This window comes from Streptomyces sp. DSM 118878 (genome assembly GCF_052936595.1).
In genome coordinates, this window is sequence record NZ_CP193622.1 from 2,365,333 (window position 1) to 2,385,080 (window position 19,748).

Below are 19,748 nucleotides of genomic sequence, written 5' to 3' on the forward strand. Positions count from 1 at the left end.
TCAGCCCGCGACACCCACCACGAGCCAGATGAACGCCGCGCCCGCCACCGTGCACAGCAGCGTCGAGCGCGCCGGGTGGTCGTGGTGCGCCTCGGGCAGGATCTCGGCGGCGGCGAGGTAGAGCAGCGCCCCGCCGAAGAAGCCGAGGTAACCGCCGAGCAGCGGCTCCGGGATGGTGAAGAGCAGCGTCGACGCGGCGCCGACCACCGGGGCGGCCGCGTCCGCGAAGAGCATCGCGAGCGCCTTGCGGCGGGCGTTCCCGTACAGGCTGGTGATCGTGTACGTGTTGAAGCCGTCCGCGAAGTCATGGGCGATCACGGCCATCGCCACGGCCACGCCCATGCCGCCGCCGACCTGGAAGGCCGCGCCGATCGCGACGCCGTCCATCACGCTGTGCCCGACCATCGCGGCGGCCGCCGTGAGCCCCACCTGGGGGACCCGGCCGCCCGCGTGCTCGCCGGCGCCGTGCGCGGCCTGGCGGCCCGCCAGGAGCCGTTCGACCAGATGGGCGACGAGGAATCCGGCCACGAACAGGAGCAGGGCCGCCGGTACGCCGAAGACGGGCCCGTCCGAGGCCTCCAGCGCCTCCGGCAGCAGGTCGAGGCCGACGACGCCGAGCATCAGGCCACCGGCGAGCCCCAGGACGAGGTGGCGCCGGTCGGTGACCCGCTGGGCCGTCCAGCCGCCCACCAGGGTCATGAGGAAGGCGCCGAGCGCCACGAACACCGCCATGCGCCCTTGCTAGCGGATTGACCCGCGCGGCGCACATCTGCCACCCCGTCTCCCACCACCTCGTACGAAAGGACCCCTCCATGGATCACGCCCAGGTTCTCGTCGTGGGTGTCGGCGCCTGTGAGGCCGCCCCTGAGGAGGAGGTGCTCGGGCTGATCCTGGACACCGTCCGCGCCGCCGGCCTCTCCGAGCGGGCGATCGCCGAGCTGGCGACGGTGGACGTCAAGGCCGCCGAGCCGGGGATCGTCGGGGCGGCGGCGCGGCTCGGGGTGCCGGTGGTGGCGTACGCGGCGCGGGACCTCGCGGAGGTGCCCGTGCCGAACCCGTCCTCGATGTCCCGCGCCGCCGTGGGCACGCCGTCCGTGGCGGAGGCGGCGGCGCTGCGGGGCGGCGGCGAGCTCCTCGTCCCCAAGCGGAAGTCGGCGCCCGTCGGCCGGCCGCCGATGGCGACCTGCGCGATCGCCCGCCGGGCGGGGGCCCCCGTCGGGGACGGGCCGCGCGAGGAACCGGCGGCGGCGGCTGCGGCTGTGGCTGCGGGGCCGGATCTGCGGCATCACGGGGACGCGGAGGTGCGGGACGACGGGGCGGATCTCACCGACCTCGCGGTCAACGTACGGTCCGACACTCCTCCCGCCTGGCTGAAGGAGAGGATCGCCGCCTCGCTGTCCGATCTGGCGGCCTATCCGGACGGGCGGGCGGCGCGGGAGGCGGTGGCCGTGCGGCACGGTCTGAGTCCGGACCGCGTCCTGCTCACCGCGGGTGCGGCGGAGGCCTTCGTCCTCCTCGCGCGCGCCCTGAAGGTGCGGCATCCGGTGGTCGTGCACCCGCAGTTCACCGAGCCCGAGGCGGCGCTGCGGGACGCGGGGCACGAGGTGGAGCGGGTGCTGCTGCGGGAGTCGGACGGCTTCCGCCTGGACGCGGCGGCGGTGGGCCGGGTCCCGGAGTCGGCCGACCTGGTGATCATCGGCAATCCCACCAACCCGACGTCCGTGCTCCACCCGGCGGCCTCGATCACCGCGCTGGCGCGCCCCGGGCGGATCCTCGTGGTGGACGAGGCGTTCATGGACGCGGTGCCGGGTGAGCGGGAGGCCCTCGCGGGCCGTACGGACGTCCCCGGGCTCGTGGTGCTGCGCAGCCTCACGAAGACCTGGGGTCTCGCGGGGCTGCGGATCGGCTACGTCCTCGCCTCCCCCGACGTGATCGCCACGCTGGAGCGGGCGCAGCCCCTGTGGCCGGTGTCCACGCCGGCGCTGGTGGCGGCCGGGGCCTGTGTGGCGCCGCGGGCGCTGGCGGAGGCCGGCCACGCGGCGCACCGCGTCGCCGCGGACCGGGCCCACCTGCTGGCGGGCCTTGCCACGCTGGCGCCCCGCGGTGTCCAGGTGGTGGGCCCCGCTGAGGCCCCCTTCGTCCTCGTACGCATACCAGGGGCGGAGGCGGTACGCGCGCGCCTGCGCACCGCGGGCTTCGCGGTGCGGCGCGGCGACACGTTTCCCGGCCTGGGGCCCGACTGGATCCGCCTGGCGGTCCGCGACCGCACCACCACATCCCACTTCCTCCCAGCCCTGACCGAGGCCCTGCCACCCTGCCGGGTCTAGGCCACGACCTTCCCGTTCAGGATCACCCTTCGTGGTGTCGCGAGTACCTTCACGTCCTCGCGGGGGTCCGTTCCGTAGACGACCAGGTCGGCGGGGGCGCCCTCGGTCAGGCCGGGGCGGCCGAGCCAGGTGCGGGCGCCCCAGGTCGTCGCCGAGAGGGCCGCCACCGGGGGGATGCCCGCGCGGGTCAGTTCGGCGACCTCCGCGGCCACCAGGCCGTGGGCCAGGGAGCCGCCCGCGTCGGTGCCCGCGAAGACCGGGACGCCGGCGTCGTAGGCCGCGCGGACCGTGTCGTAGCGGCGGTCGTGGAGCCGGCGCATATGGGCCGACCAGCGCGGGAACTTCTTCTCGCCGCCCGCGGCCAGGTCCGGGAAGGTCGCGATGTTCACCAGCGTGGGAACGATCGCCACGCCGCGCTCCGCGAAGAGCGGGATCGTGTCCTCCGTGAGGCCCGTCGCGTGCTCGACGCAGTCGATGCCCGCCTCCACCAGGTCCCGCAGCGAGTCCTCCGCGAAGCAGTGGGCCGTCACGCGGGCGCCGAGCCGGTGGGCCTCCGCGATGGCCGCTTCGACCGCGTCGCGCGGCCAGCAGGCCGTCAGGTCGCCCGCCTCGCGGTCGATCCAGTCGCCGACGAGCTTGACCCAGCCGTCGCCGCGCCGCGCCTCTTGGGCGACGTAGGCGACGAGGTCCTCGGGCTCGATCTCATGGGCGTAGTTGCGGATGTAGCGGCGCGTGCGCGCGATGTGCCGGCCCGCGCGGATGATCTTCGGCAGATCCTCGCGGTCGTCGATCCAGCGGGTGTCGGACGGGGAGCCCGCGTCACGCAGGAGGAGCGCGCCGATCTCGCGGTCGGTCAGCGCCTGCTTCTCCGCGGTGTCGGCGTCCACGGGGCCGTGCGCGTCCAGGCCCACGTGGCAGTGCGCGTCGACCAGGCCGGGCAGGGCCCACCCCTCGACGGCGGTCGTCTCCGTCGCCGGGGTGAGGGGACGGTCGTACGTCACCCTGCCGCCGACCACCCACAGTTCGTCCCGTACGTCATCGGGCCCGACCAGCACCCGCCCCTTCACGTGCAGCACCGCGCGATCACTCATGACAGCAGCTTAGGAGGCGCTGATGAGAGGCGGTACGGGGCCTTACGGGGGCGCCTGTGGGCGCTGCGGGCGCTCGGCAGGCGGCCGGTCGGTAGGCTCGGCAGCGCAGCCGGACGAACTCGTGAGCGAAGTGAGCAGTGACGTGAGCAGTACTGTGACCCACCCCTTTCTGGACCTGGCGCCGCTGAGCGCCCAGCACTTCGCCGCCATCGAGGCGCGGGTGGCCCGGCTGCTCGACACCGAGCAGGACGTCGTGATCATGCAGGGCGAGGCGCTGCTGCCGCTGGAGGGGTGCATCCGGGGCGCGGCGCGGCCCGGCACGACCGCGCTGAACGTGATCACGGGACCGTACGGGCAGACCTTCGGGAACTGGCTGCGGGACTGCGGCGCGGACGTCGTCGACCTCGCCGTGCCGTTCCACACGGCCGTCACCGCCGAGCAGGTGCGCCGCGCCCTCGCCGAGCACCCGGAGATCGACTTCGTCTCGCTGGTGCACGCGGAGGCCGCCACCGGCAACACCAACCCCGTCGCGGAGATCGGCGCGGTCGTGCGGGAGCACGGCGCGCTGTTCATGCTGGACGCGGTCGCCTCGGTGGCCGCCGAGCCGCTGCTGCCCGACGCGTGGGGCGTGGACCTGTGCGTGATCGGCGCCCAGAAGGCGATGGGCGGCCCGGCCGGTGTCTCGGCGGTGTCGGTGAGCGAGCGGGCCTGGCAGCGGATCGCCGCCAACCCGCGGGCGCCCCGCCGCTCCTACCTCTCCCTCCTGGACTGGAAGGAGCGCTGGATCGACGCCGGGCGCAAGGCTCTGCTGCACGCGCCGGCGCAGCTGGAGATGCTGGCGCTCGAAGCGTGCGTGGAGCGCATCGAGACGGAGGGCCTCGACGCCCTGATGGCGCGGCACGCCACCGCGGCCGCCGCGACCCGCGCGGGCGCGCTCGCGCTGGGCGGCGGTCTGCGGCCGTACGTGCACGAGGCCGCCGACGCGGCTCCGGTCGCCACCACGCTGCGCGCGCCGCAGGGCGTCGACGCCTCGGAGCTCGTCGCCGCCGCGCTCGCCGCGGACCCGGTGCTTCCGCTGGTCGCCGGGGGCGGCGCCCTCGCCAAGGAGATGATCCGGGTCAACCACTACGGCCCCGACGCCACCCGCGGCGTGGTCCACGCCTCCCTGGCCGCCCTGGGCGCGGCGATGAGCGAGACCGGCCTCACCGTGGACCTGGAAGCGGCCCGCCGCGCGGTGACGGACGCCTGGAGCGAGCCGACCGCGGCGCCCGACGCCTGAAGCCGGGCCCCGCGCGGCGATCGATCCCCGGGGCGGACCGGTCGCCGTGCGGCTTCGCGCGGGAGGAGATTCCCAGGCCCCCTTCCCCCGTAGCGCCCCCGCATGGCAGCGTGCCGGGCATGACCACGTTGCCGGATGGGCGTCGTATCCCCGCGCTGACCGCCGACGAGCCCGCCATGCTGACCGGTTGGCTCGATCTGCACCGCGCCACGCTGGCGGTCAAGTGCGCGGGGCTCGACGACGAGCAGATGCTGCGCACTCCGGTGGAGCCGTCCACCCTCTCGCTGTTCGGGCTGGTGCAGCACCTCGCCGAGGTCGAACGGAACTGGATCCAGCGGGTGTTCGCCGGGCGCGACGTCCCGCTGCTGTACGGGCTGCCGCCCGGCGGCTTCACCGTGGACAGGTCGCGGACGTTCGCCGAGGTGCTCGCGGTGTGGGAGCGCGAGGTCGCCGTGAACCGGGAGATCTGCGCGGGGCGTTCGCTCGACGACACGGGGCGGCTCGGCGCCGAGGAGGCGGCCGTCACCGGCGGCGACGCCGTGGTCAGCCTGCGCTGGATCCTGGTCCACCTCATCGAGGAGTACGCGCGCCACAACGGCCACGCGGACCTGCTCAGGGAGCGCCTCGACGGCGTGACGGGGACATGAACGTGCCCGGAGGCGTCAGCCTGCCCCCGGGCATCGGTGTGCCCGCCGAGCCGGTGGCGGACGAGAACCGGAAGCGGAATCAGGCGCACTATTGCGGCGCTCTCCGCGTCCCCTCCTTCAATTTGCTCGCGCATTCTCTTTAATTCTTTATCAGCACAGCTTCCCGTATTCTTCTGCCCGCTTTCCAGGGACCTAAACACTAAGATTCCGACAGGGTCAATCACCGCAATCCGGACGCGTCGAGTAAGGGCCACGACTCTGTGACGTACTCCACACTGTGATTGTTTTGCCCGATATGACCCGGTCAAATCAAGACAAAAGCTTCGGTGTTCATGCGGGCGCGCACCCCCGCGTGATAACACACGAGGCGCGCTTGTGTAACCCCTTTCCCCGATGCAATTCAAGAAATTGCTCGGTAAATTCACTCCGCATGACCGCTGCACAAGCCGATCTACCGACCGACCTGCAAGCGAAATTCCTGGAAATGCCGGAGGGGCTGCGCCTCGACGGCCCCGCCGTCGCCGACGGCGCCGCCATCTGGCGGATCGCCCGCGACTCCAAGGTGCTCGACCTCAACTCCTCGTACAGCTACCTGCTGTGGTGCCGCGACTTCGCGGACACCTCCGTGGTGGCCCGGGGCGCCGACGGGGAGCCGGTCGGTTTCATCACCGGCTACTTCCGGCCCGAGCGCCCGGACACCCTGCTGGTCTGGCAGGTTGCCGTCGATCACGCACAGCGCGGCCGCGGCCTGGCCGGCGCCCTGCTCGACGGGCTGACCGCGAAGGTCGCCGCCGGGCACGCGCTGACCGCCGTCGAGACGACCATCACGCCGGGGAACACGGCGTCCGAGCGGCTGTTCCTCTCGTACGCGCGGCGCCACAACGCGTCGGTCGAGCGGAAGATCCTCTTCGACGCGGGTCTTTTCCCTGATGACGGGCACGAGCCAGAGGTGCTCTACCGCATCGGGCCCATCGGCGACTGACCGGTTTCGCTCCCCCCACATGTCCGCAACCCCTCACTCCCACGCCTTTCCATCTCCCAGGAGATCTGCTGTGACCATCACCCAGCCCGACCTGAGCGTCTTCGAGACCCTGGAGTCGGAGGTGCGCAGCTACTGCCGCGGTTGGCCTACGGTCTTCGACCGCGCGCAGGGCAGCCGCATGTTCGACGAGGACGGCCACGAATACCTCGACTTCTTCGCGGGGGCCGGTTCGCTCAACTACGGCCACAACAACCCGGTCCTGAAACGCGCGCTCATCGACTACCTGGAGCGCGACGGCATCGTGCACGGGCTCGACATGTCGACGACCGCCAAGCGCGCCTTCCTGGAGTCGTTCCAGAACATCATCCTGCGCCCGCGCGACCTTCCGTACAAGGTCATGTTCCCGGGCCCGACGGGCACCAACGCCGTGGAGTCGGCGCTGAAGCTGGCCCGCAAGGTCAAGGGCCGCGAGTCGATCGTGTCGTTCACGAACGCCTTCCACGGCATGTCGCTCGGTTCGCTCGCGGTGACCGGCAACGCCTTCAAGCGGGCGGGCGCCGGTATCCCGCTGGTGCACGGCACGCCGATGCCGTTCGACAACTACCTCGACGGGCAGACCCCGGACTTCATCTGGTTCGAGCGGCTCCTGGAGGACCAGGGCTCGGGCCTGAACCAGCCCGCGGCCGTGATCGTGGAGACGGTGCAGGGCGAGGGCGGCATCAACGTCGCCCGTACCGAGTGGCTGCGCAAGCTCGCCGACGTGTGCGAGCGCTGGGACATGCTCCTGATCGTCGACGACATCCAGATGGGCTGCGGCCGCACCGGCGCGTTCTTCTCCTTCGAGGAGGCGGGCATCACGCCGGACATCGTGACGGTGTCGAAGTCCATCAGCGGCTACGGCATGCCGATGTCGCTCTGCCTGTTCAAGCCGGAGCTCGACGTGTGGGAGCCGGGCGAGCACAACGGCACGTTCCGCGGCAACAACCCGGCGTTCGTCACGGCCGCCGCCGCCCTTGAGGCCTACTGGGCCGACGGCTCCGCGATGGAGAAGCAGACCCGCGCCCGCGGTGAGCAGGTCGAGCAGGTGCTGGCCGCGATCGTCGAGGAGAACCGCGCGGAGATCAAGGAGTTCCGCGGCCGCGGTCTGGTCTGGGGCATCGAGTTCCTGGACAAGGACCGCGCGAGCGCCGTGGCGAAGCGGGCCTTCGAGCTGGGCCTGCTCATCGAGACCTCCGGCCCCGAGGGCGAGGTCGTCAAGCTCCTTCCGGCGCTGACGATCACCCCCGACGAGCTGGACGAGGGGCTGCGCACGCTGGCCCGCGCGGTACGCGAGACCGCCTGAGCCCGCGGCTGACCGAGTCCCTCGCACCGCAAGAGAAAAGGAATCAGAACACCGTGATCGTCCGTTCGTTCAAGGACATTGAAGGCACCGACCGGCACGTGAAGTCCGCGTCGGGCACCTGGGAGAGCAAGCGCATCGTCCTGGCCAAGGAGCGAGTGGGCTTCTCGGTGCACGAGACCATCCTGTACGCGGGGACCGAGACGTCGATGTGGTATGCCAACCACATCGAGGCCGTCGTCTGCACCAAGGGCGAGGCCGAGCTGACCGACGACACGACCGGCGAGAAGTACACGATCACGCCGGGGACCATGTACCTGCTGGACGGGCACGAGAAGCACACGATGCGGATCAAGGAGGACTTCCACTGCATCTGTGTCTTCAACCCGCCCGTCACGGGTCGTGAGGACCACGACGAGAACGGCGTGTACCCGCTGCTCACGGAGGACGACGAGGCCTGAGGGCCGCGCGCCGGTCGGCTGAGGTCGGCTGATATCCCGCACAGGGCCGTACGAGAGGAGAGGCAGGCAACACCATGACCACCGCACCCGAACGCACCACAGACCTGTACCCGACCCGAGGCGCCGAAGAGGTGCTCATCGAACGCAAGGACCCCGTCGTGTGGTCCGAGCCGGGTACCGAAGGGCCGATCTCGGCCGGGGATCTGACGGGGTTCGAGCGGGACGGTTTCCTGGCCATCGACCAGCTGATCACCCCGGACGAAGTGGGCCTGTACCACGCCGAGCTGGAGCGGCTCGTCAACGATCCGGTGATGCGCGCCGACGAGCGTTCCATCGTCGAGCCGAGGTCGCAGGAGATCCGCTCCCTCTTCGAGGTGCACAAGATCAGCGAGCTCTTCGGCAAGCTGGCCGCCGACCCGCGCGTGGTGGGCCGGGCCCGGCAGATCCTCGGGTCCGACGTGTACGTGCACCAGTCGAGGATCAACGTGAAGCCGGGCTTCGGGGCCTCGGGGTTCTACTGGCACTCCGACTTCGAGACCTGGCACGCGGAGGACGGCCTGCCGAACATGCGGACCGTCTCGGTGTCGATCGCCCTGACGAAGAACCATGACACCAACGGTGGCCTCATGATCATGCCGGGGTCGCACAAGACGTTCCTCGGCTGTGCGGGCGCCACGCCGAAGGACAACTACAAGCGGTCGCTCCAGATGCAGGACGCGGGCATCCCGTCGGACGAGACGCTGACCCACCTCGCGTCCGACCACGGCATCCGCCTCTTCACGGGTGAGGCCGGTTCGGCCACGTGGTTCGACTGCAACGCCATGCACGGTTCCGGGGACAACATCACCCCGTACCCGCGGTCCAACGTCTTCATCGTCTTCAACAGCGTGGAGAACACCGCGGTGGAGCCGTTCGCGGCGCCGGTGCGCAGGCCCGAATTCATCGGCGCGCGGGACTTCACCCCGGTGAGGTGACACCCGTGATGCGGCCCGGCACCCCTTGGGGTGCCGGGCCGCATCACGTCGTCGCCCGCTCCCGCTACAGCGCGGGATAGTCCGTGTAGCCCTTCTCGGCACCGCCGTAGTAGGTCGCCGGGTCCGGCGCGTTGTACGGGCCGCCGGCCTTCAAGCGGGCCGGCAGGTCGGGGTTGGCCAGGAACAGCGCGCCGAACGCGATGATGTCCGCGGTGCCGTCCTCGACGAGGGCGAGCGCGTCGGGGCCGGTCGGGCCCTCCGTCGCCGGGTTCAGGATGAACGTGCCGCCGAACTCCGCGCGCAGCTTCACGGTCAGCTCGCGGATGTCGCTCGCCTCCGCCATGTGCAGATACGCGAGGTCGAGCGCGGCCAGCTCCTTCACCAGGGCGGTGTACGCCGGCTCCGGGTCGGGCTCGGAGATGTCGTTGAAGGGGTTGCCGGGCGAGAGGCGGATGCCCGTGCGGTCGGCGCCGATCTCCGCGGTCACGGCCTTGGCCACCTCGACGGCGAACCGGATGCGGTTCTCCACCGTGCCGCCCCACTCGTCCGTGCGCCGGTTGGAGCCGGGCGCCAGGAACTGGTGGATCAGATAGCCGTTGGCACCGTGCAGCTCGACGCCGTCGAAGCCCGCGTCCACGGCGTTGCGCGCGGCGGTGGCGAAGTCGCCGATGGTGGCGCGGATCTCGGCCGCGGTGAGCTCGCGCGGGGTGAGGAACTCCTTGGGGCCCTCGGCGGTGAACACCTGCCCCTTCGGGGTGATCGCCGAGGGGGCGACGTTGACCATGCCCTCGGGGAGCAGCACCGGGTGACCGATGCGGCCGACGTGCATGAGCTGGGCGAAGATCCTGCCGCCCGCCGCGTGCACGGCGTCGGTGACCTTCCGCCAGCCCGCGATCTGTTCCGCGCTGTGCAGCCCCGGAGTATCCGGGTATCCCTGGCCGACCACAGAAGGCTGGATGCCCTCCGTGACGATCAGCCCGGCGGAGGCGCGCTGGGCGTAGTACTCCACGGTCAGCCCTGTGGGCACACCGTCCTGACCAGCACGACTGCGGGTCATGGGGGCCATGGCGATGCGGTTGGCGAGGGGCGTGCCGGACAGGTCGATCGGATCGAACGCGGTGGTCATGGGGACTCCCGGGCAGCTTTTATGTGGTCGGCCAATCAATTGACCGAAGGCCACTGTAACCCATTTCTTGGCCGACCAAGGTAATCTCCTGGAAGACGTTCACGTATCCAGCCGCAGGAGCACCCGATGAAGGCCGACCCAGCACAAGACGCCACGGCCGACTCCCCCGTCTGCCGGCCCGGCCTCTCCCGGGTCGCCGCGGCGGGCCCCGTCAGTCACGCGCTCAGCCGGGTGGCGCGGCTGCACCGCATCGCCGCGGGCAAGGTCCTGCGGGGGGTGGGCCTCTACCCCGGCCAGGAGTTCGTGATGATGCACCTCTGGGACGCGGGCGCGGTGCGGCAGTCCGAGCTGATCAAGGCGGTCGACCTCGACCCCTCCACGGTCACGAAGATGCTCCAGCGCCTGGAGCAGGCCGGGCACGTGCGCCGGCGCCCCGACCCGGCCGACCGCCGGGCGGTGCTCGTCGAGGCCAGTGACGCGAGCTGCGGCCTGCTGAGTCAGGTGACGGGCGCCTGGGGCCAGTTGGAGGGCCACACCCTCGCCGGCCTGGACGGGACCGAGCGCGCGGAGCTGACCCGGCTGCTCGCCAAGGTGGAGGCGAATCTCTGCACGGAGACGTCGGACTGCCCGGAGCGCGGCTGAGAGTTCCCGTACCGCGTTTCAGCCGGGAACTTCGCTTCAGCCGGGAACCACGCTTCAGCCGGCCAGTACGTCCAGGAGCCGGTCCACGTCGGACTCCGTGTTGTAGAGGTGGAACGCGGCCCGCAGATGTCCCGCCCGCCCCGACGTGAGGACACCCGCGCGGGCCAGCTCCGGCTCGCGGTCGGCGAGCCCGGGGACCGAGACGATGGGCGAGGTGCCGGGCACCGGGGCGTGTCCGAGAGCGGCGAGACCGGCGCGGTAGCGGTCGGCCAGGGCCAGGTCGTGGCGGTGGATCGCGTCGACGCCGACCTCCTCGATGAGCGAGAGCGCCGCCGCGGCCCCGTGGTAGGCGAGGAAGGCGGGCGGCTCGTCGAAGCGGCGGGCGTCGGCGACGACCTCGCCGATCGGGCCGTAGGTCGAGCGCCAGGAGTCGGCCGCGGCCAGCCAGCCGCCGTGCAGCGGCGTCAGGGTCTCCTGCGCCGCCTCGCCCACCGTCAGGAAGGACGTGCCGCGCGGGCAGAGCAGCCACTTGAAGGCGCCGGTCACGCAGTAGTCGTACGCGCCCGCGTCGAACGGCAGCCAGCCCGCCGACTGCGTGGCGTCGGCCAGGGTGCGCGCGCCATGGGCGGCGGCGGCCTCGCGGATCGCCGCGCAGTCCGCCGTACGTCCGTCGGCGGACTGCACGGTGGAGAAGGCCACGAGCGCGGTCCCCGGCCGTACCGCTTGGGCGAGCTCCTCCAGCGGCGCGAACCGCGGCTTCAGGTCGCCGCGCAGCACGAAGGGGTTGATCAGGGACGAGAAGTCCCCTTCGGGGAAGAGCACTTCGGCGCCCGCGGGCAGGGACGCCGCGATGAGACCGACGTGCACGGCGACCGAGCCGCCCGTCGCCACGCGCGAGGGGGCCACGCCGACGAGGCGCGCGAAGGAGCCGCGGGCCTCGTCGACCTTGCCGAAGTCGCCGGAGCCGCTCCGCCCACCGGAGACGAGCTCCGCCGTCAGGGCCTGTACGGCCTCGACGGCGCGGCGCGGCAGCAGCCCGCGGACCGCGGTGTTGAGGAAGACCGTCTCCGGTGCGAACTCGTCGCCGTAACGGACTTGGTGGCCGGTGCGGTCGGCGGTGCGGTGATCGATCTCCGTGGAAGTCATGGGGATCAACCTATGCGGCCGCTCAGGCCCGCGGAACCGCGCATCCGTCGGGGCCGCACGCCTCGCCGTCCCCCGCGTCCGCGAGGGTGGTCAGCGGCGAACGGCTGCCCCACGCCTGCTCAAGGGCCTGGGTGAACACCTCGGCGGGCTGGGCGCCGGAAATGCCGTACGCGCGGTCGAGCACGAAGAACGGCACGCCGTTCGCCCCCAGCTCGGCGGCCTCGCGCTCGTCGGCGCGGACGTCGTCGGCGTACCTGCCGGGGTCGGCGAGGACGCCACGCACCTCGCCCTCGTCGAGACCCGCCTCGACGGCGAGCTCGACGAGCCGCTCGTCGCCGTCGAAGACGGACCGCTCCTCGGCAAAGTTCGCGCGGTAGAGGAGCCCGATCAGCTCGTCCTGCCGCCCCCGCTCCTTGGCGAGGTGCAGGACGCGGTGCATGTCGAAGGTGCTGCCGTGGTCGCGGCCCTCGGTGCGGTAGTCGAGCCCCTCGGCGGCGGCGTTCTCACCGAGCCGCCGCTCGCCCTCACGGGCCTGCTCCTCGGTCATGCCGTACTTGTTCATGAGCATCGGAAGGACCTGCCCGGTGTCGCCCTTGGCGCGCCCGGGGTCCAGCTCGAACGAACGGTGCACGACCTCCACGCCGTCGCGGTGCGGGAAGGCGGCGAGCGCCTTCTCGAAGCGGGCCTTGCCCACGTAACACCAGGGACAGGCGATGTCGCCCCAGATCTCGACGCGCATGTGTGGCTCTTTCCAGGTCGTGCGGTACGCGAGTGCGTGACGGTCGGTGCGGAGGGTGCCTCCGCCACCGACGTCAACGCACGGGCGAAGCGGCTCATTCCCCTACGAGCCGTCCCGCAGGTCGTTCGGCCAGCTCGGGCGGAAAGCGATGTGGTCGTACGTGACCACGCACCCCTCCCCCACCGGGGACTGCGCCATGAAGCCGACGAGGGCCGCGCCCGCCGACTCCTCGTCCCCCAGCGAGAAGATCCGCACGAACGTCCACCGCTCGCCGTCCGCCGACGCGTGGAAGGCGAACGCCTGGCCCGTGCGGCTGATACGCAGCCAGGCGCTCGTGCCGTCCACGATGAAGGAGTTGGCGTCGTCGGAACGGCCGCGCGTCACGACCGTGCAGATCGTCGGCTCGTCGGGGGAGCGCTCCAGGCAGAGCTTGGCCCACTCCCGCTCGCCCACGTGCAGATAGAGCACGCCCGCGTCGAAGGGCGCCGCGAAGCCGACCGTGACGCGGGCGATCAGCTGGAAGTCGCCCTCCGGCGCACCGAGCAGGCGGGGCGCGTCGGCGGCCGGGTCGAGCGCCTCGCCGGTCGGCGGCACGAAGCGGTCCTGCCGGGCGCCCGCCCGGCCGGTGAGCACCCCGTCCTCGTACGACCAATGGCCGTCGGGGCCGTAGGCGCGCAGGGGGAAGGGGAGCTGGGGGAGGTTGAGGTCCATGGCGTCAGTGTTCCATTCCAGGAGTCCGGCGGTCCGGCGGTCCGGCGGTCCGGCGGCCGGGGCCCCGGATCTCTCAGGACTCCTGCCGACCGTTCTCCTGCCGGCCGTTCTCCTGTCGCCCGTTCTCCTGTCGGCCGTCCACCCGCCGCGGCAGCCCCAGCGGGTTCGCGTCGCGCAGCTCCGGCGGGAGCAGGGGCTCCGGGGTGCTCTGGTAGGCGACCGGGCGGAGCCAGCGTTCGACGGCCGTGCCGCCCACCGAGGTCGACGTGGACGTGGTGGCCGGGTAGGGACCGCCGTGGTGCTGGGCGGGGGCGACGGCGACGCCCGTGGGCCAGCCGTCGACCAGGACACGGCCCGCCAGCGGCGTGACCTCGGCGAGGAGTTCGGCGCCGCGGGGGCTCACGCCCGCCGCCTCGTCGGAGGAGAGCTGCACGGTGGCGGTGAGGTTGCCGGGCAGGCGGGAGAGGACGGCGGTGATCTCCGCGTCGTCCTTGTAGCGCGCGACGACGGTGACGGGACCGAAGCACTCCTCGATGAGCAGGTCGTGCTCGCCCTCGGTGGCGAGCCGTGCCGCGGGAACGGTGAAGAAGCCCGCGCTCACGGTGTGCTCGCCGCCCGCGCCGGGCGTGACGGGGGCGACGACGTCCGCGAGACCGGCGCGCTCGCGCACCCCGGCGACGAAGTTGTCCCGCATCCGGTGGTCGAGGAGGACTCCGGACTCGGTGTCGCTGACCGCCTCGGTCAGCGACTTCACGAGCTGGTCGCCGCCCGCGCCCTCGGGGGCGAGGACCAGGCCGGGCTTGACGCAGAACTGGCCGACGCCGAGCGTCATCGAGCCCGCGAGGCCGCCGCCGATCTCCTCGCCGCGCTCGGCGGCCGCGGCCTCCGTGACGACGACGGGGTTGAGGGAGCCGAGCTCGCCGTGGAAGGGGATCGGCACGGGCCGGGCCGCCGCCGCGTCGAAGAGGGCACGGCCGCCGCGGATCGAGCCGGTGAACCCGGCCCCGGCGACCAGCGGGTGCTTGACCAGCTCGACGCCCGCCTCGAAGCCGTGCACCAGGCCGACGACACCCTCGGGGATGTCGTGCCGCGCCGCGGCCCTGCGCAGCACGGAGGCGACCAGCTCGGAGGTGCCGGGGTGGTCGGGGTGGGCCTTGACGACGACGGGGCAGCCCGCGGCGAGCGCGCTCGCGGTGTCGCCGCCGGGCACGGAGAAGGCGAAGGGGAAGTTGGACGCGGAGTAGACGGCGACGACACCGAGCGGGATCTTGTAGCGGCGCAGGTCCGGGATGGGCGGGGTCGCCGAGTCGTCGGGGTGGTCGATGACGACGCCGAGGAAGGCGCCCTCGTCGACGATGTCCGCGAAGGCGCGCAACTGGAAGCAGGTGCGGACGAGTTCCCCGTTGAGCCGGACGGGCCCGAGCGCGGTCTCCGCGTCCGCGGCCTCCACGAGGTGGTCCTTCGCCTCTTGGAGGAGATCGGCCGCGGTGCGCAGGAAGGCGGCGCGCACCGCGCGGTCGGCCAGCGCGGGGGCGGCGTCGCGGGCGGCGAGGACGGCCCGGCCGACCTCCTCGGCCGTGGCTTCCACCGCCACCTGCTCGCGCTGCTTCCCGGTTCGGGGGTCGACACTCCAGACTGGTGTTGCTGCCACCGCGGATTCCCTTTCCAGAGGTACTGCCAGAGGTACTGCGTAGGTATGCCGCTCACCGACGGCGTTCGATATGCTGAACAGCGTCCCTACTGATGAATGAGCGGGGACTTCGGAGACTATTTCTCGGCGAACTAAGGGGTCAAGGGCGATGTCGGCTGGCGAGACCGGAGGCGGCGCGCAGGTCAAGTCCGCCGTACGCACCGTGGAATTGCTCGAATACTTCGCGGGCAGCCCCGGAATGCACTCCCTGGCAGCCGTCCAGGAGGCCGTGGGCTATCCGAAGTCGAGCCTCTACATGCTGCTCCGCACCCTGGTCGAGCTGGGCTGGGTGGAGACGGACGCCACCGGCACGCGGTACGGCATCGGCGTGCGCGCACTGCTCGTCGGCACGTCCTACATCGACGGCGACGAGGTGGTGGCCGCCGCCAGGCCGACCCTGGACCGGCTCTCCGACGACACCACGGAGACCATCCACCTGGCGCGGCTCGACGGCACGAACGTCGTCTACCTCGCCACCCGCCAGTCGCAGCACTACCTGCGGCCCTTCACGCGCGTGGGCCGCAGGCTGCCCGCCCACTCCACCTCGCTCGGCAAGGCGCTGCTCGCCACCCACACCGACGAGCAGGTCCGCAAGATGCTCCCGGAGACGCTGCCGGCGCTCACCGAGCACACCATCACCGACCGCGAGAAGCTCATCGAGGAGCTGCACGCGGTGCGCGAGCAGGGCTTCGCGGTGGACCGCGAGGAGAACACGCTGGGGCTGCGCTGCTTCGGCGTCGCCATCGCGTACCGCACCCCCGCGCGGGACGCGATCAGCTGCTCGGTGCCGGTGGCGCGGCTCACCCCGGCCCATGAACAGATGGTCAAGGACGCCCTGTTCGACGCGCGTGACCGGCTGACGCTGGCGACTCGTAGGCTCTGACGCATGGATGTGTGCCTGCGCGAAGTCCACGACAGCGATCTGCCCGTCTTCTTCCGGCAGATGAGCGATCCCGAGTCGAGTCACATGGCAGCGTTCACGCCCGAGGATCCCCTGGACAGGGACCGCTTCGACGCCCACTGGACCAAGATGCGCGGCTCCGCCGGCGTCGACGTGCGCACGGTCCTCGCGGACGGCGACGTGGTCGGCAACGCGGCGGTGTACGGCGAGCCGGGCGAGCGCGAGGTCACGTACTGGATCGACCGCGCGTACTGGGGCCGTGGCCTGGCCACGGCCGCCCTGCGCGAGCTGCTCGCGCTGGTCCCGGAGCGCCCGCTCTACGCCCGCGCGGCGGCGGACAACGTGGCCTCGCGGCGCGTCCTGGAGAAGTGCGGCTTCCGGGAGAGCACACGCGAACGGGGCTTCGCCGCGGCCCGCGGCACGGAAATCGACGAGGTGGTCCTCGTCCTCCACACGGAATGACGGCTCCGCCGGTCAGGGGGGCACCGGTCAGGGGGGCGCCGGTCGGGGAGGCGCCGGTCAGGGGGGCGCCGGTCGGGGAGGCGCCGGTCAGGGAGGCGCCGGTCAGGGAGGCGCCGGTCAGGGGGCGCCGCGCCTCCGCCGCGCGGCGGAGGCGGATCATCAGGAGGCAGGAGGTGCCGGGCCGCTTCGGGCGTGAGCGTTGAGCCATGACGCAGACACGGCCCGCCGACCCGCCGAGCACCCCCGCCCCGGGACGCACCGCCGCCGCCCCGCGAGGCCCCGCCCCGTTCGTCCTGGCCCGGTCCCGTCGCGTCCTGCGGCTCGCCGCTCTGGTCGCCTGTGTCCCGTATCTCTCCCTCAAGCTGGCCTGGATCTTCGGGAGTCACCTCGGTATCCCCGAGGGCAGCACGCTGCTCGACCACCGGGTCGTGATGATCTTCGGCAACGGTCTGACCGTCCTGATGGACGGTGCCGTCATCGTCCTCGTACTGCTGCTCACCCGGCCCTGGGGCCTGCGGGCGCCCACCCGGCTCCTCGTGCCGCCGATGTGGGCGGCCACCGGCCTGCTCGTGCCGATCATGGCGGGGTTCCCCCTGACCCAGCTCGTCAGGGTCATCGCCGGCGGAAGCGGCGACGGCTCCGGGAGCGGGAGCGGCGGATCGGCCGAGCCCTTCCTCGACGCGTGGGTCTTCGGCGTCGTCTACACCGGCTTCATCGTGCAGGGCATCGCCCTCGGTTCCCTCTTCGTCCTGTACTCCAGAGACCGCTGGGGGCACCTGTGGCGCGGCCGCCTCCGGGACGTGCCGGGCGGCCACGGCCGGGCCCGCCGCGTCACCGCCGTCGCCGCCGCCCTGCTCGCGCTCTGGCCCGCCGCCCTGCACCTGCTGTGGGCCGCGGGCGCCACGACCGGCCTGAGCGAGGCGCGGATCGAGGAGAACGGTTCCGACTTCTCGGTCCTGGAGTGGCTGAACGCGCTCTACCTCGCCGCGGCCGTGGCGGGCGGCCTGCTGCTTGCCTTCCATCGGCGGCCCGCGCTCCCGGTCAAGGTGCCGCTCGCGTTGGCCTGGCTGGGCCCGGGCGCGGTGGGCTGCTGGGGCGGCTGGCTGCTGTTCGGCTCGCTGACGACCCTGGGCGACGCCGCCGGACGGCCCACCGCCACGATGCTCCTGACCTACGCTGTGCACGTGATCGTCGGGACGCTGGTGGCCGTCGTCGGGGCGGGGTTCCTCGGCGAGCGGGCACGGGCGGCAACCGGAACCACAGACTCCGGGGGCGGGGCGTGAGAGCCGCGGGCACCGCCCTCTTCGGGCGCCGGGCGCGCCGCCGGTGGGTCCATCTGATCCTCGGCGGCGCGCTCGCCATGCCGTACGTCTTCGTCGGCTCCGTGATCGTCGGGCCCGTGGCCGGCGACGGGCAGATCTTCGGATCGCTCGCCGCCCAGCTCAGCTCGTTCGCGGTGGGGCTGCCGCTCGCCGCGGTCACCGCGCTGTTCCCGCTGACCCGGCCCATGTCCGTGGCCGCCGTGCGGGCGCTGTGCGGGGTGCCGGACGACTCCCTCGCCGACGGCCCCGCGCGCTCCCGTGCGGCGCGGGGGCGCACCGCCGCCTGGTTCACGCTGCATCTGGGCTTCGGCGGGATCATCAGCGGCATGTCGCTCGCGCTGTCGCCCTTCGCGGCCGTGCTGATCATGCTGCCGTTCTTCGCCGTCCTGGGGGACAGCCACCTCGGGATGCCCGAGGACTTCGACGAGCCCTGGCTGCTCGCGCTCTCCCCGGTCATCGGCGCCGCCTCGTTCGTGGCGCTGGCGGCGTGCGTGGCGGTGGCCGGCGGGCTCCTGGCACGCTGGGCGCCCCAGCTGCTCGGCCCGACGCCCGCCGACCGGCTCGCCACGGCCGAGCGACGCGCCGCCGACCTGGCGGTGCGCAACCGCCTGGCGCGCGAGCTGCACGACTCGGTGGGCCACGCCCTGAGCGCCGTCACGCTCCAGGCGTCCGCGGCCCGCCGTGTCCTGGACCACGACCCGGAGTTCGTACGGGAAGCGCTGGCCGCCATCGAGGACACCACGCGGCGCACGGTCGGCGAGCTGGACGCGGTCCTCGGGGTGCTGAGGGAGGCCGACGACGCCCGCTCCATGGCGCCCGCGCCGACCCTCGCCGCCGATCTGGACGGCCTGCTGCGCCGCACGGGGGCGGGTGGCCTGCGCGTGAGCGCCACCGTCGACATGGACCCCGCGGCCCTGCCCCCGCTGGTCTCCCGCGAGGCCTACCGCATCGTCCAGGAGGCCTTGAGCAACGCCCTGCGCCACGGCGGCGACGGCACCTCGGTGACCCTGCGCATCGCACTGGAGGACTCCGACCTCGTCGTCACGGCCGAGAACCCCTTGCCGTCCCGCTCCCCCGGCTCCCGCCCCGGCGGCGGCCACGGCCTTCGGGGCGTCGCCGACCGGGCACGGCTCCTCGGCGGCACCGCCGAGGCGGGCCCCGCGGCCGGCCCCGCCCCCGGGGTGTGGCGGCTCACCGTACGACTTCCGCTGAAGGGACACGCATGACGACCACACCCGCAGACGAGGGCCCGGGCCGCCCGGCCATCCGCGTCGTCCTCGCCGACGACGAGCGCATGGTGCGCACCGCCCTGCGCGCGATCCTCTCCGCCGAGCCCGGCATGGAGGTCGTCGGCGAGGCGTCGACCGGCGCCGAGGCGGTCTCCGTGGTCCGGGAGCTGCGGCCCGACGTGGTCCTGATGGACGTCCGCATGCCGGAGGTCGACGGCATCCGCGCCACCGAGCAGATACTGCGCACGATGCCGGAGCCGCCGCGCATCGTCGTCGTGACGACCTTCGAGAACGACTCCTACGTATACGAGGCGCTGCGCGCCGGCGCCGCCGGTTTCCTCCTCAAGCGGGCGGACGCGGACTCCCTGGTCCAGGCCGTGCGCATCGTCGCGCACAGCGACTCCCTCCTCTTCCCCGCGGCCGTGCGCGCCCTGGCCGCGGAGCACGGCCGCGCCACCCCCGAGCCGCCCGCCTGGCTGGCGCGGCTCACCACGCGGGAGAGCGAGGTGCTGCGGTGGATGGCGACGGGCCTGACCAACGCGGAGATCGCCGGGCGGCTGGGCGTGGGCGCGGCCACGGTGAAGACCCACGTGGCGTCGGTGCTCGCCAAGACGGGCGCGCGGGACCGCACGCAGGCGGTGATCGCGGCGTACGAGTCGGGCTTCATGAGCGCGGCATGA

20 protein-coding genes and 1 pseudogene are annotated in these 19,748 nt (G+C 72.6%); 13 read left to right on the top strand and 8 right to left on the bottom strand.

Annotated features, from left to right (window positions below; translation table 11 throughout):
* Positions 1–732, bottom strand: a complete 732-nt coding sequence (locus ACRAKF_RS10235; protein WP_447036625.1) for a ZIP family metal transporter — start codon at positions 730–732, stop codon at positions 1–3.
* A gap of 80 nt (positions 733–812) precedes the next feature.
* Here ACRAKF_RS10235 and cobC point away from each other — a divergent pair, with 80 nt between their 5' ends.
* Positions 813–2,327 carry an Rv2231c family pyridoxal phosphate-dependent protein CobC gene (cobC, locus tag ACRAKF_RS10240; RefSeq protein WP_447036626.1) on the top strand — a complete coding sequence of 505 codons (1,515 nt, stop codon included), beginning with the start codon at positions 813–815 and terminating at the stop codon, positions 2,325–2,327.
* Here the strand turns inward: cobC and ACRAKF_RS10245 are convergent.
* Positions 2,324–3,418, bottom strand: a complete 1,095-nt coding sequence (locus tag ACRAKF_RS10245; protein ID WP_447036627.1) for an amidohydrolase family protein — start codon at positions 3,416–3,418, stop codon at positions 2,324–2,326. The genes cobC and ACRAKF_RS10245 overlap by 4 nt on opposite strands.
* 154 nt (positions 3,419–3,572) lie before the next feature.
* On the opposite strand from ACRAKF_RS10245, the gene ACRAKF_RS10250 reads away from it, so the two are divergent.
* From ACRAKF_RS10250 to thpD, 6 genes are all read left to right on the top strand, one after another.
* Positions 3,573–4,697 (top strand): pyridoxal-phosphate-dependent aminotransferase family protein, encoded by a 1,125-nt coding sequence (locus ACRAKF_RS10250; RefSeq protein WP_447041909.1) that lies wholly within the window; start codon positions 3,573–3,575, stop codon positions 4,695–4,697.
* A gap of 119 nt (positions 4,698–4,816) precedes the next feature.
* Positions 4,817–5,344: a DinB family protein gene (locus ACRAKF_RS10255; protein ID WP_447036628.1), complete on the top strand. Its 528-nt coding sequence runs from the start codon at positions 4,817–4,819 to the stop codon at positions 5,342–5,344.
* 430 nt (positions 5,345–5,774) lie between these two features.
* The gene (gene ectA / locus ACRAKF_RS10260) at positions 5,775–6,326 is read left to right on the top strand and encodes a diaminobutyrate acetyltransferase (protein WP_447036629.1); all 552 of its coding nucleotides are present in this window, start codon (positions 5,775–5,777) and stop codon (positions 6,324–6,326) included.
* A 70-nt stretch (positions 6,327–6,396) separates the two neighbouring features.
* Positions 6,397–7,668, top strand: coding sequence for a diaminobutyrate--2-oxoglutarate transaminase (gene ectB / locus ACRAKF_RS10265; protein WP_447036630.1), 1,272 nt, complete (start codon positions 6,397–6,399; stop codon positions 7,666–7,668).
* 53 nt (positions 7,669–7,721) lie between these two features.
* Complete coding sequence (locus ACRAKF_RS10270) at positions 7,722–8,126, top strand: ectoine synthase (protein ID WP_447036631.1); 405 nt, start codon at positions 7,722–7,724, stop codon at positions 8,124–8,126.
* Positions 8,127–8,200: 74 nt separating this feature from the next.
* Positions 8,201–9,100, top strand: a complete 900-nt coding sequence (thpD, locus tag ACRAKF_RS10275; RefSeq protein WP_447036632.1) for an ectoine hydroxylase — start codon at positions 8,201–8,203, stop codon at positions 9,098–9,100.
* Between the two features lie 64 nt (positions 9,101–9,164).
* On the opposite strand, the gene ACRAKF_RS10280 is transcribed toward thpD, so the two are convergent.
* Entirely contained in the window at positions 9,165–10,226 is a 1,062-nt protein-coding gene (locus tag ACRAKF_RS10280; RefSeq protein ID WP_447036633.1) for an alkene reductase, read from the bottom strand.
* A 126-nt stretch (positions 10,227–10,352) separates the two neighbouring features.
* Between ACRAKF_RS10280 and ACRAKF_RS10285 the strand changes: the two genes are divergently transcribed.
* Positions 10,353–10,868: a MarR family winged helix-turn-helix transcriptional regulator gene (locus ACRAKF_RS10285; protein WP_447036634.1), complete on the top strand. Its 516-nt coding sequence runs from the start codon at positions 10,353–10,355 to the stop codon at positions 10,866–10,868.
* Between the two features lie 54 nt (positions 10,869–10,922).
* Here ACRAKF_RS10285 and ACRAKF_RS10290 read toward each other — a convergent pair whose 3' ends face one another.
* The 4 genes from ACRAKF_RS10290 to ACRAKF_RS10305 form a co-directional block, all read right to left on the bottom strand.
* Positions 10,923–12,014, bottom strand: coding sequence for an aminotransferase class V-fold PLP-dependent enzyme (locus ACRAKF_RS10290; protein ID WP_447036635.1), 1,092 nt, complete (start codon positions 12,012–12,014; stop codon positions 10,923–10,925).
* Positions 12,015–12,036: 22 nt separating this feature from the next.
* On the bottom strand, positions 12,037–12,753 hold the full coding sequence (locus ACRAKF_RS10295) for a DsbA family oxidoreductase (protein ID WP_447036636.1): 717 nt from the start codon (positions 12,751–12,753) through the stop codon (positions 12,037–12,039).
* Between the two features lie 102 nt (positions 12,754–12,855).
* A complete protein-coding gene (locus ACRAKF_RS10300) occupies positions 12,856–13,464 on the bottom strand; it encodes a DUF1349 domain-containing protein (protein WP_447036637.1) in 609 nt (202 codons plus the stop codon).
* Positions 13,465–13,537: 73 nt separating this feature from the next.
* Complete coding sequence (locus ACRAKF_RS10305) at positions 13,538–15,115, bottom strand: aldehyde dehydrogenase (NADP(+)) (protein WP_447036638.1); 1,578 nt, start codon at positions 15,113–15,115, stop codon at positions 13,538–13,540.
* Between the two features lie 148 nt (positions 15,116–15,263).
* Between ACRAKF_RS10305 and ACRAKF_RS10310 the strand changes: the two genes are divergently transcribed.
* Positions 15,264–16,037 carry an IclR family transcriptional regulator gene (locus ACRAKF_RS10310; RefSeq protein WP_447036639.1) on the top strand — a complete coding sequence of 258 codons (774 nt, stop codon included), beginning with the start codon at positions 15,264–15,266 and terminating at the stop codon, positions 16,035–16,037.
* Positions 16,038–16,040: 3 nt separating this feature from the next.
* Entirely contained in the window at positions 16,041–16,517 is a 477-nt protein-coding gene (locus ACRAKF_RS10315; protein WP_447036640.1) for a GNAT family N-acetyltransferase, read from the top strand.
* A 19-nt stretch (positions 16,518–16,536) separates the two neighbouring features.
* On the opposite strand, the pseudogene ACRAKF_RS10320 reads toward ACRAKF_RS10315, so the two are convergent.
* Positions 16,537–16,725, bottom strand: a pseudogene (locus tag ACRAKF_RS10320) (pentapeptide repeat-containing protein); the annotation flags it as partial.
* Between ACRAKF_RS10320 and ACRAKF_RS10325 the strand changes: the two are divergent.
* From ACRAKF_RS10325 to ACRAKF_RS10335, 3 genes are read left to right on the top strand one after another with little or no spacing between them, the layout of a single operon-like run.
* Complete coding sequence (locus ACRAKF_RS10325) at positions 16,724–17,800, top strand: hypothetical protein (protein ID WP_447036641.1); 1,077 nt, start codon at positions 16,724–16,726, stop codon at positions 17,798–17,800. The pseudogene ACRAKF_RS10320 and the gene ACRAKF_RS10325 overlap by 2 nt on opposite strands.
* The gene (locus tag ACRAKF_RS10330; RefSeq protein WP_447036642.1) at positions 17,797–19,065 is read left to right on the top strand and encodes a sensor histidine kinase; all 1,269 of its coding nucleotides are present in this window, start codon (positions 17,797–17,799) and stop codon (positions 19,063–19,065) included. Before ACRAKF_RS10325 ends, ACRAKF_RS10330 begins: the two co-directional genes overlap by 4 nt.
* Positions 19,062–19,748, top strand: coding sequence for a response regulator transcription factor (locus tag ACRAKF_RS10335; RefSeq protein WP_447036643.1), 687 nt, complete (start codon positions 19,062–19,064; stop codon positions 19,746–19,748). The genes ACRAKF_RS10330 and ACRAKF_RS10335 overlap by 4 nt, the downstream gene beginning before the upstream one ends.

Coding starts and splice junctions, on each gene's coding strand:
- thpD (WP_447036632.1), top strand. CDS start 8,201: ATGACCACCGCACCCGAACGCACCACAGACCTGTACCCGACCCGAGGC.
- ACRAKF_RS10310 (WP_447036639.1), top strand. CDS start 15,264: ATGTCGGCTGGCGAGACCGGAGGCGGCGCGCAGGTCAAGTCCGCCGTA.
- cobC (WP_447036626.1), top strand. CDS start 813: ATGGATCACGCCCAGGTTCTCGTCGTGGGTGTCGGCGCCTGTGAGGCC.
- ACRAKF_RS10300 (WP_447036637.1), bottom strand. CDS start 13,464: ATGGACCTCAACCTCCCCCAGCTCCCCTTCCCCCTGCGCGCCTACGGC.
- ACRAKF_RS10235 (WP_447036625.1), bottom strand. CDS start 732: ATGGCGGTGTTCGTGGCGCTCGGCGCCTTCCTCATGACCCTGGTGGGC.
- ACRAKF_RS10280 (WP_447036633.1), bottom strand. CDS start 10,226: ATGACCACCGCGTTCGATCCGATCGACCTGTCCGGCACGCCCCTCGCC.
- ACRAKF_RS10335 (WP_447036643.1), top strand. CDS start 19,062: ATGACGACCACACCCGCAGACGAGGGCCCGGGCCGCCCGGCCATCCGC.
- ACRAKF_RS10290 (WP_447036635.1), bottom strand. CDS start 12,014: ATGACTTCCACGGAGATCGATCACCGCACCGCCGACCGCACCGGCCAC.
- ACRAKF_RS10285 (WP_447036634.1), top strand. CDS start 10,353: ATGAAGGCCGACCCAGCACAAGACGCCACGGCCGACTCCCCCGTCTGC.
- ACRAKF_RS10255 (WP_447036628.1), top strand. CDS start 4,817: ATGACCACGTTGCCGGATGGGCGTCGTATCCCCGCGCTGACCGCCGAC.
- ACRAKF_RS10325 (WP_447036641.1), top strand. CDS start 16,724: ATGACGCAGACACGGCCCGCCGACCCGCCGAGCACCCCCGCCCCGGGA.
- ACRAKF_RS10245 (WP_447036627.1), bottom strand. CDS start 3,418: ATGAGTGATCGCGCGGTGCTGCACGTGAAGGGGCGGGTGCTGGTCGGG.
- ACRAKF_RS10295 (WP_447036636.1), bottom strand. CDS start 12,753: ATGCGCGTCGAGATCTGGGGCGACATCGCCTGTCCCTGGTGTTACGTG.
- ectA (WP_447036629.1), top strand. CDS start 5,775: ATGACCGCTGCACAAGCCGATCTACCGACCGACCTGCAAGCGAAATTC.
- ACRAKF_RS10315 (WP_447036640.1), top strand. CDS start 16,041: ATGGATGTGTGCCTGCGCGAAGTCCACGACAGCGATCTGCCCGTCTTC.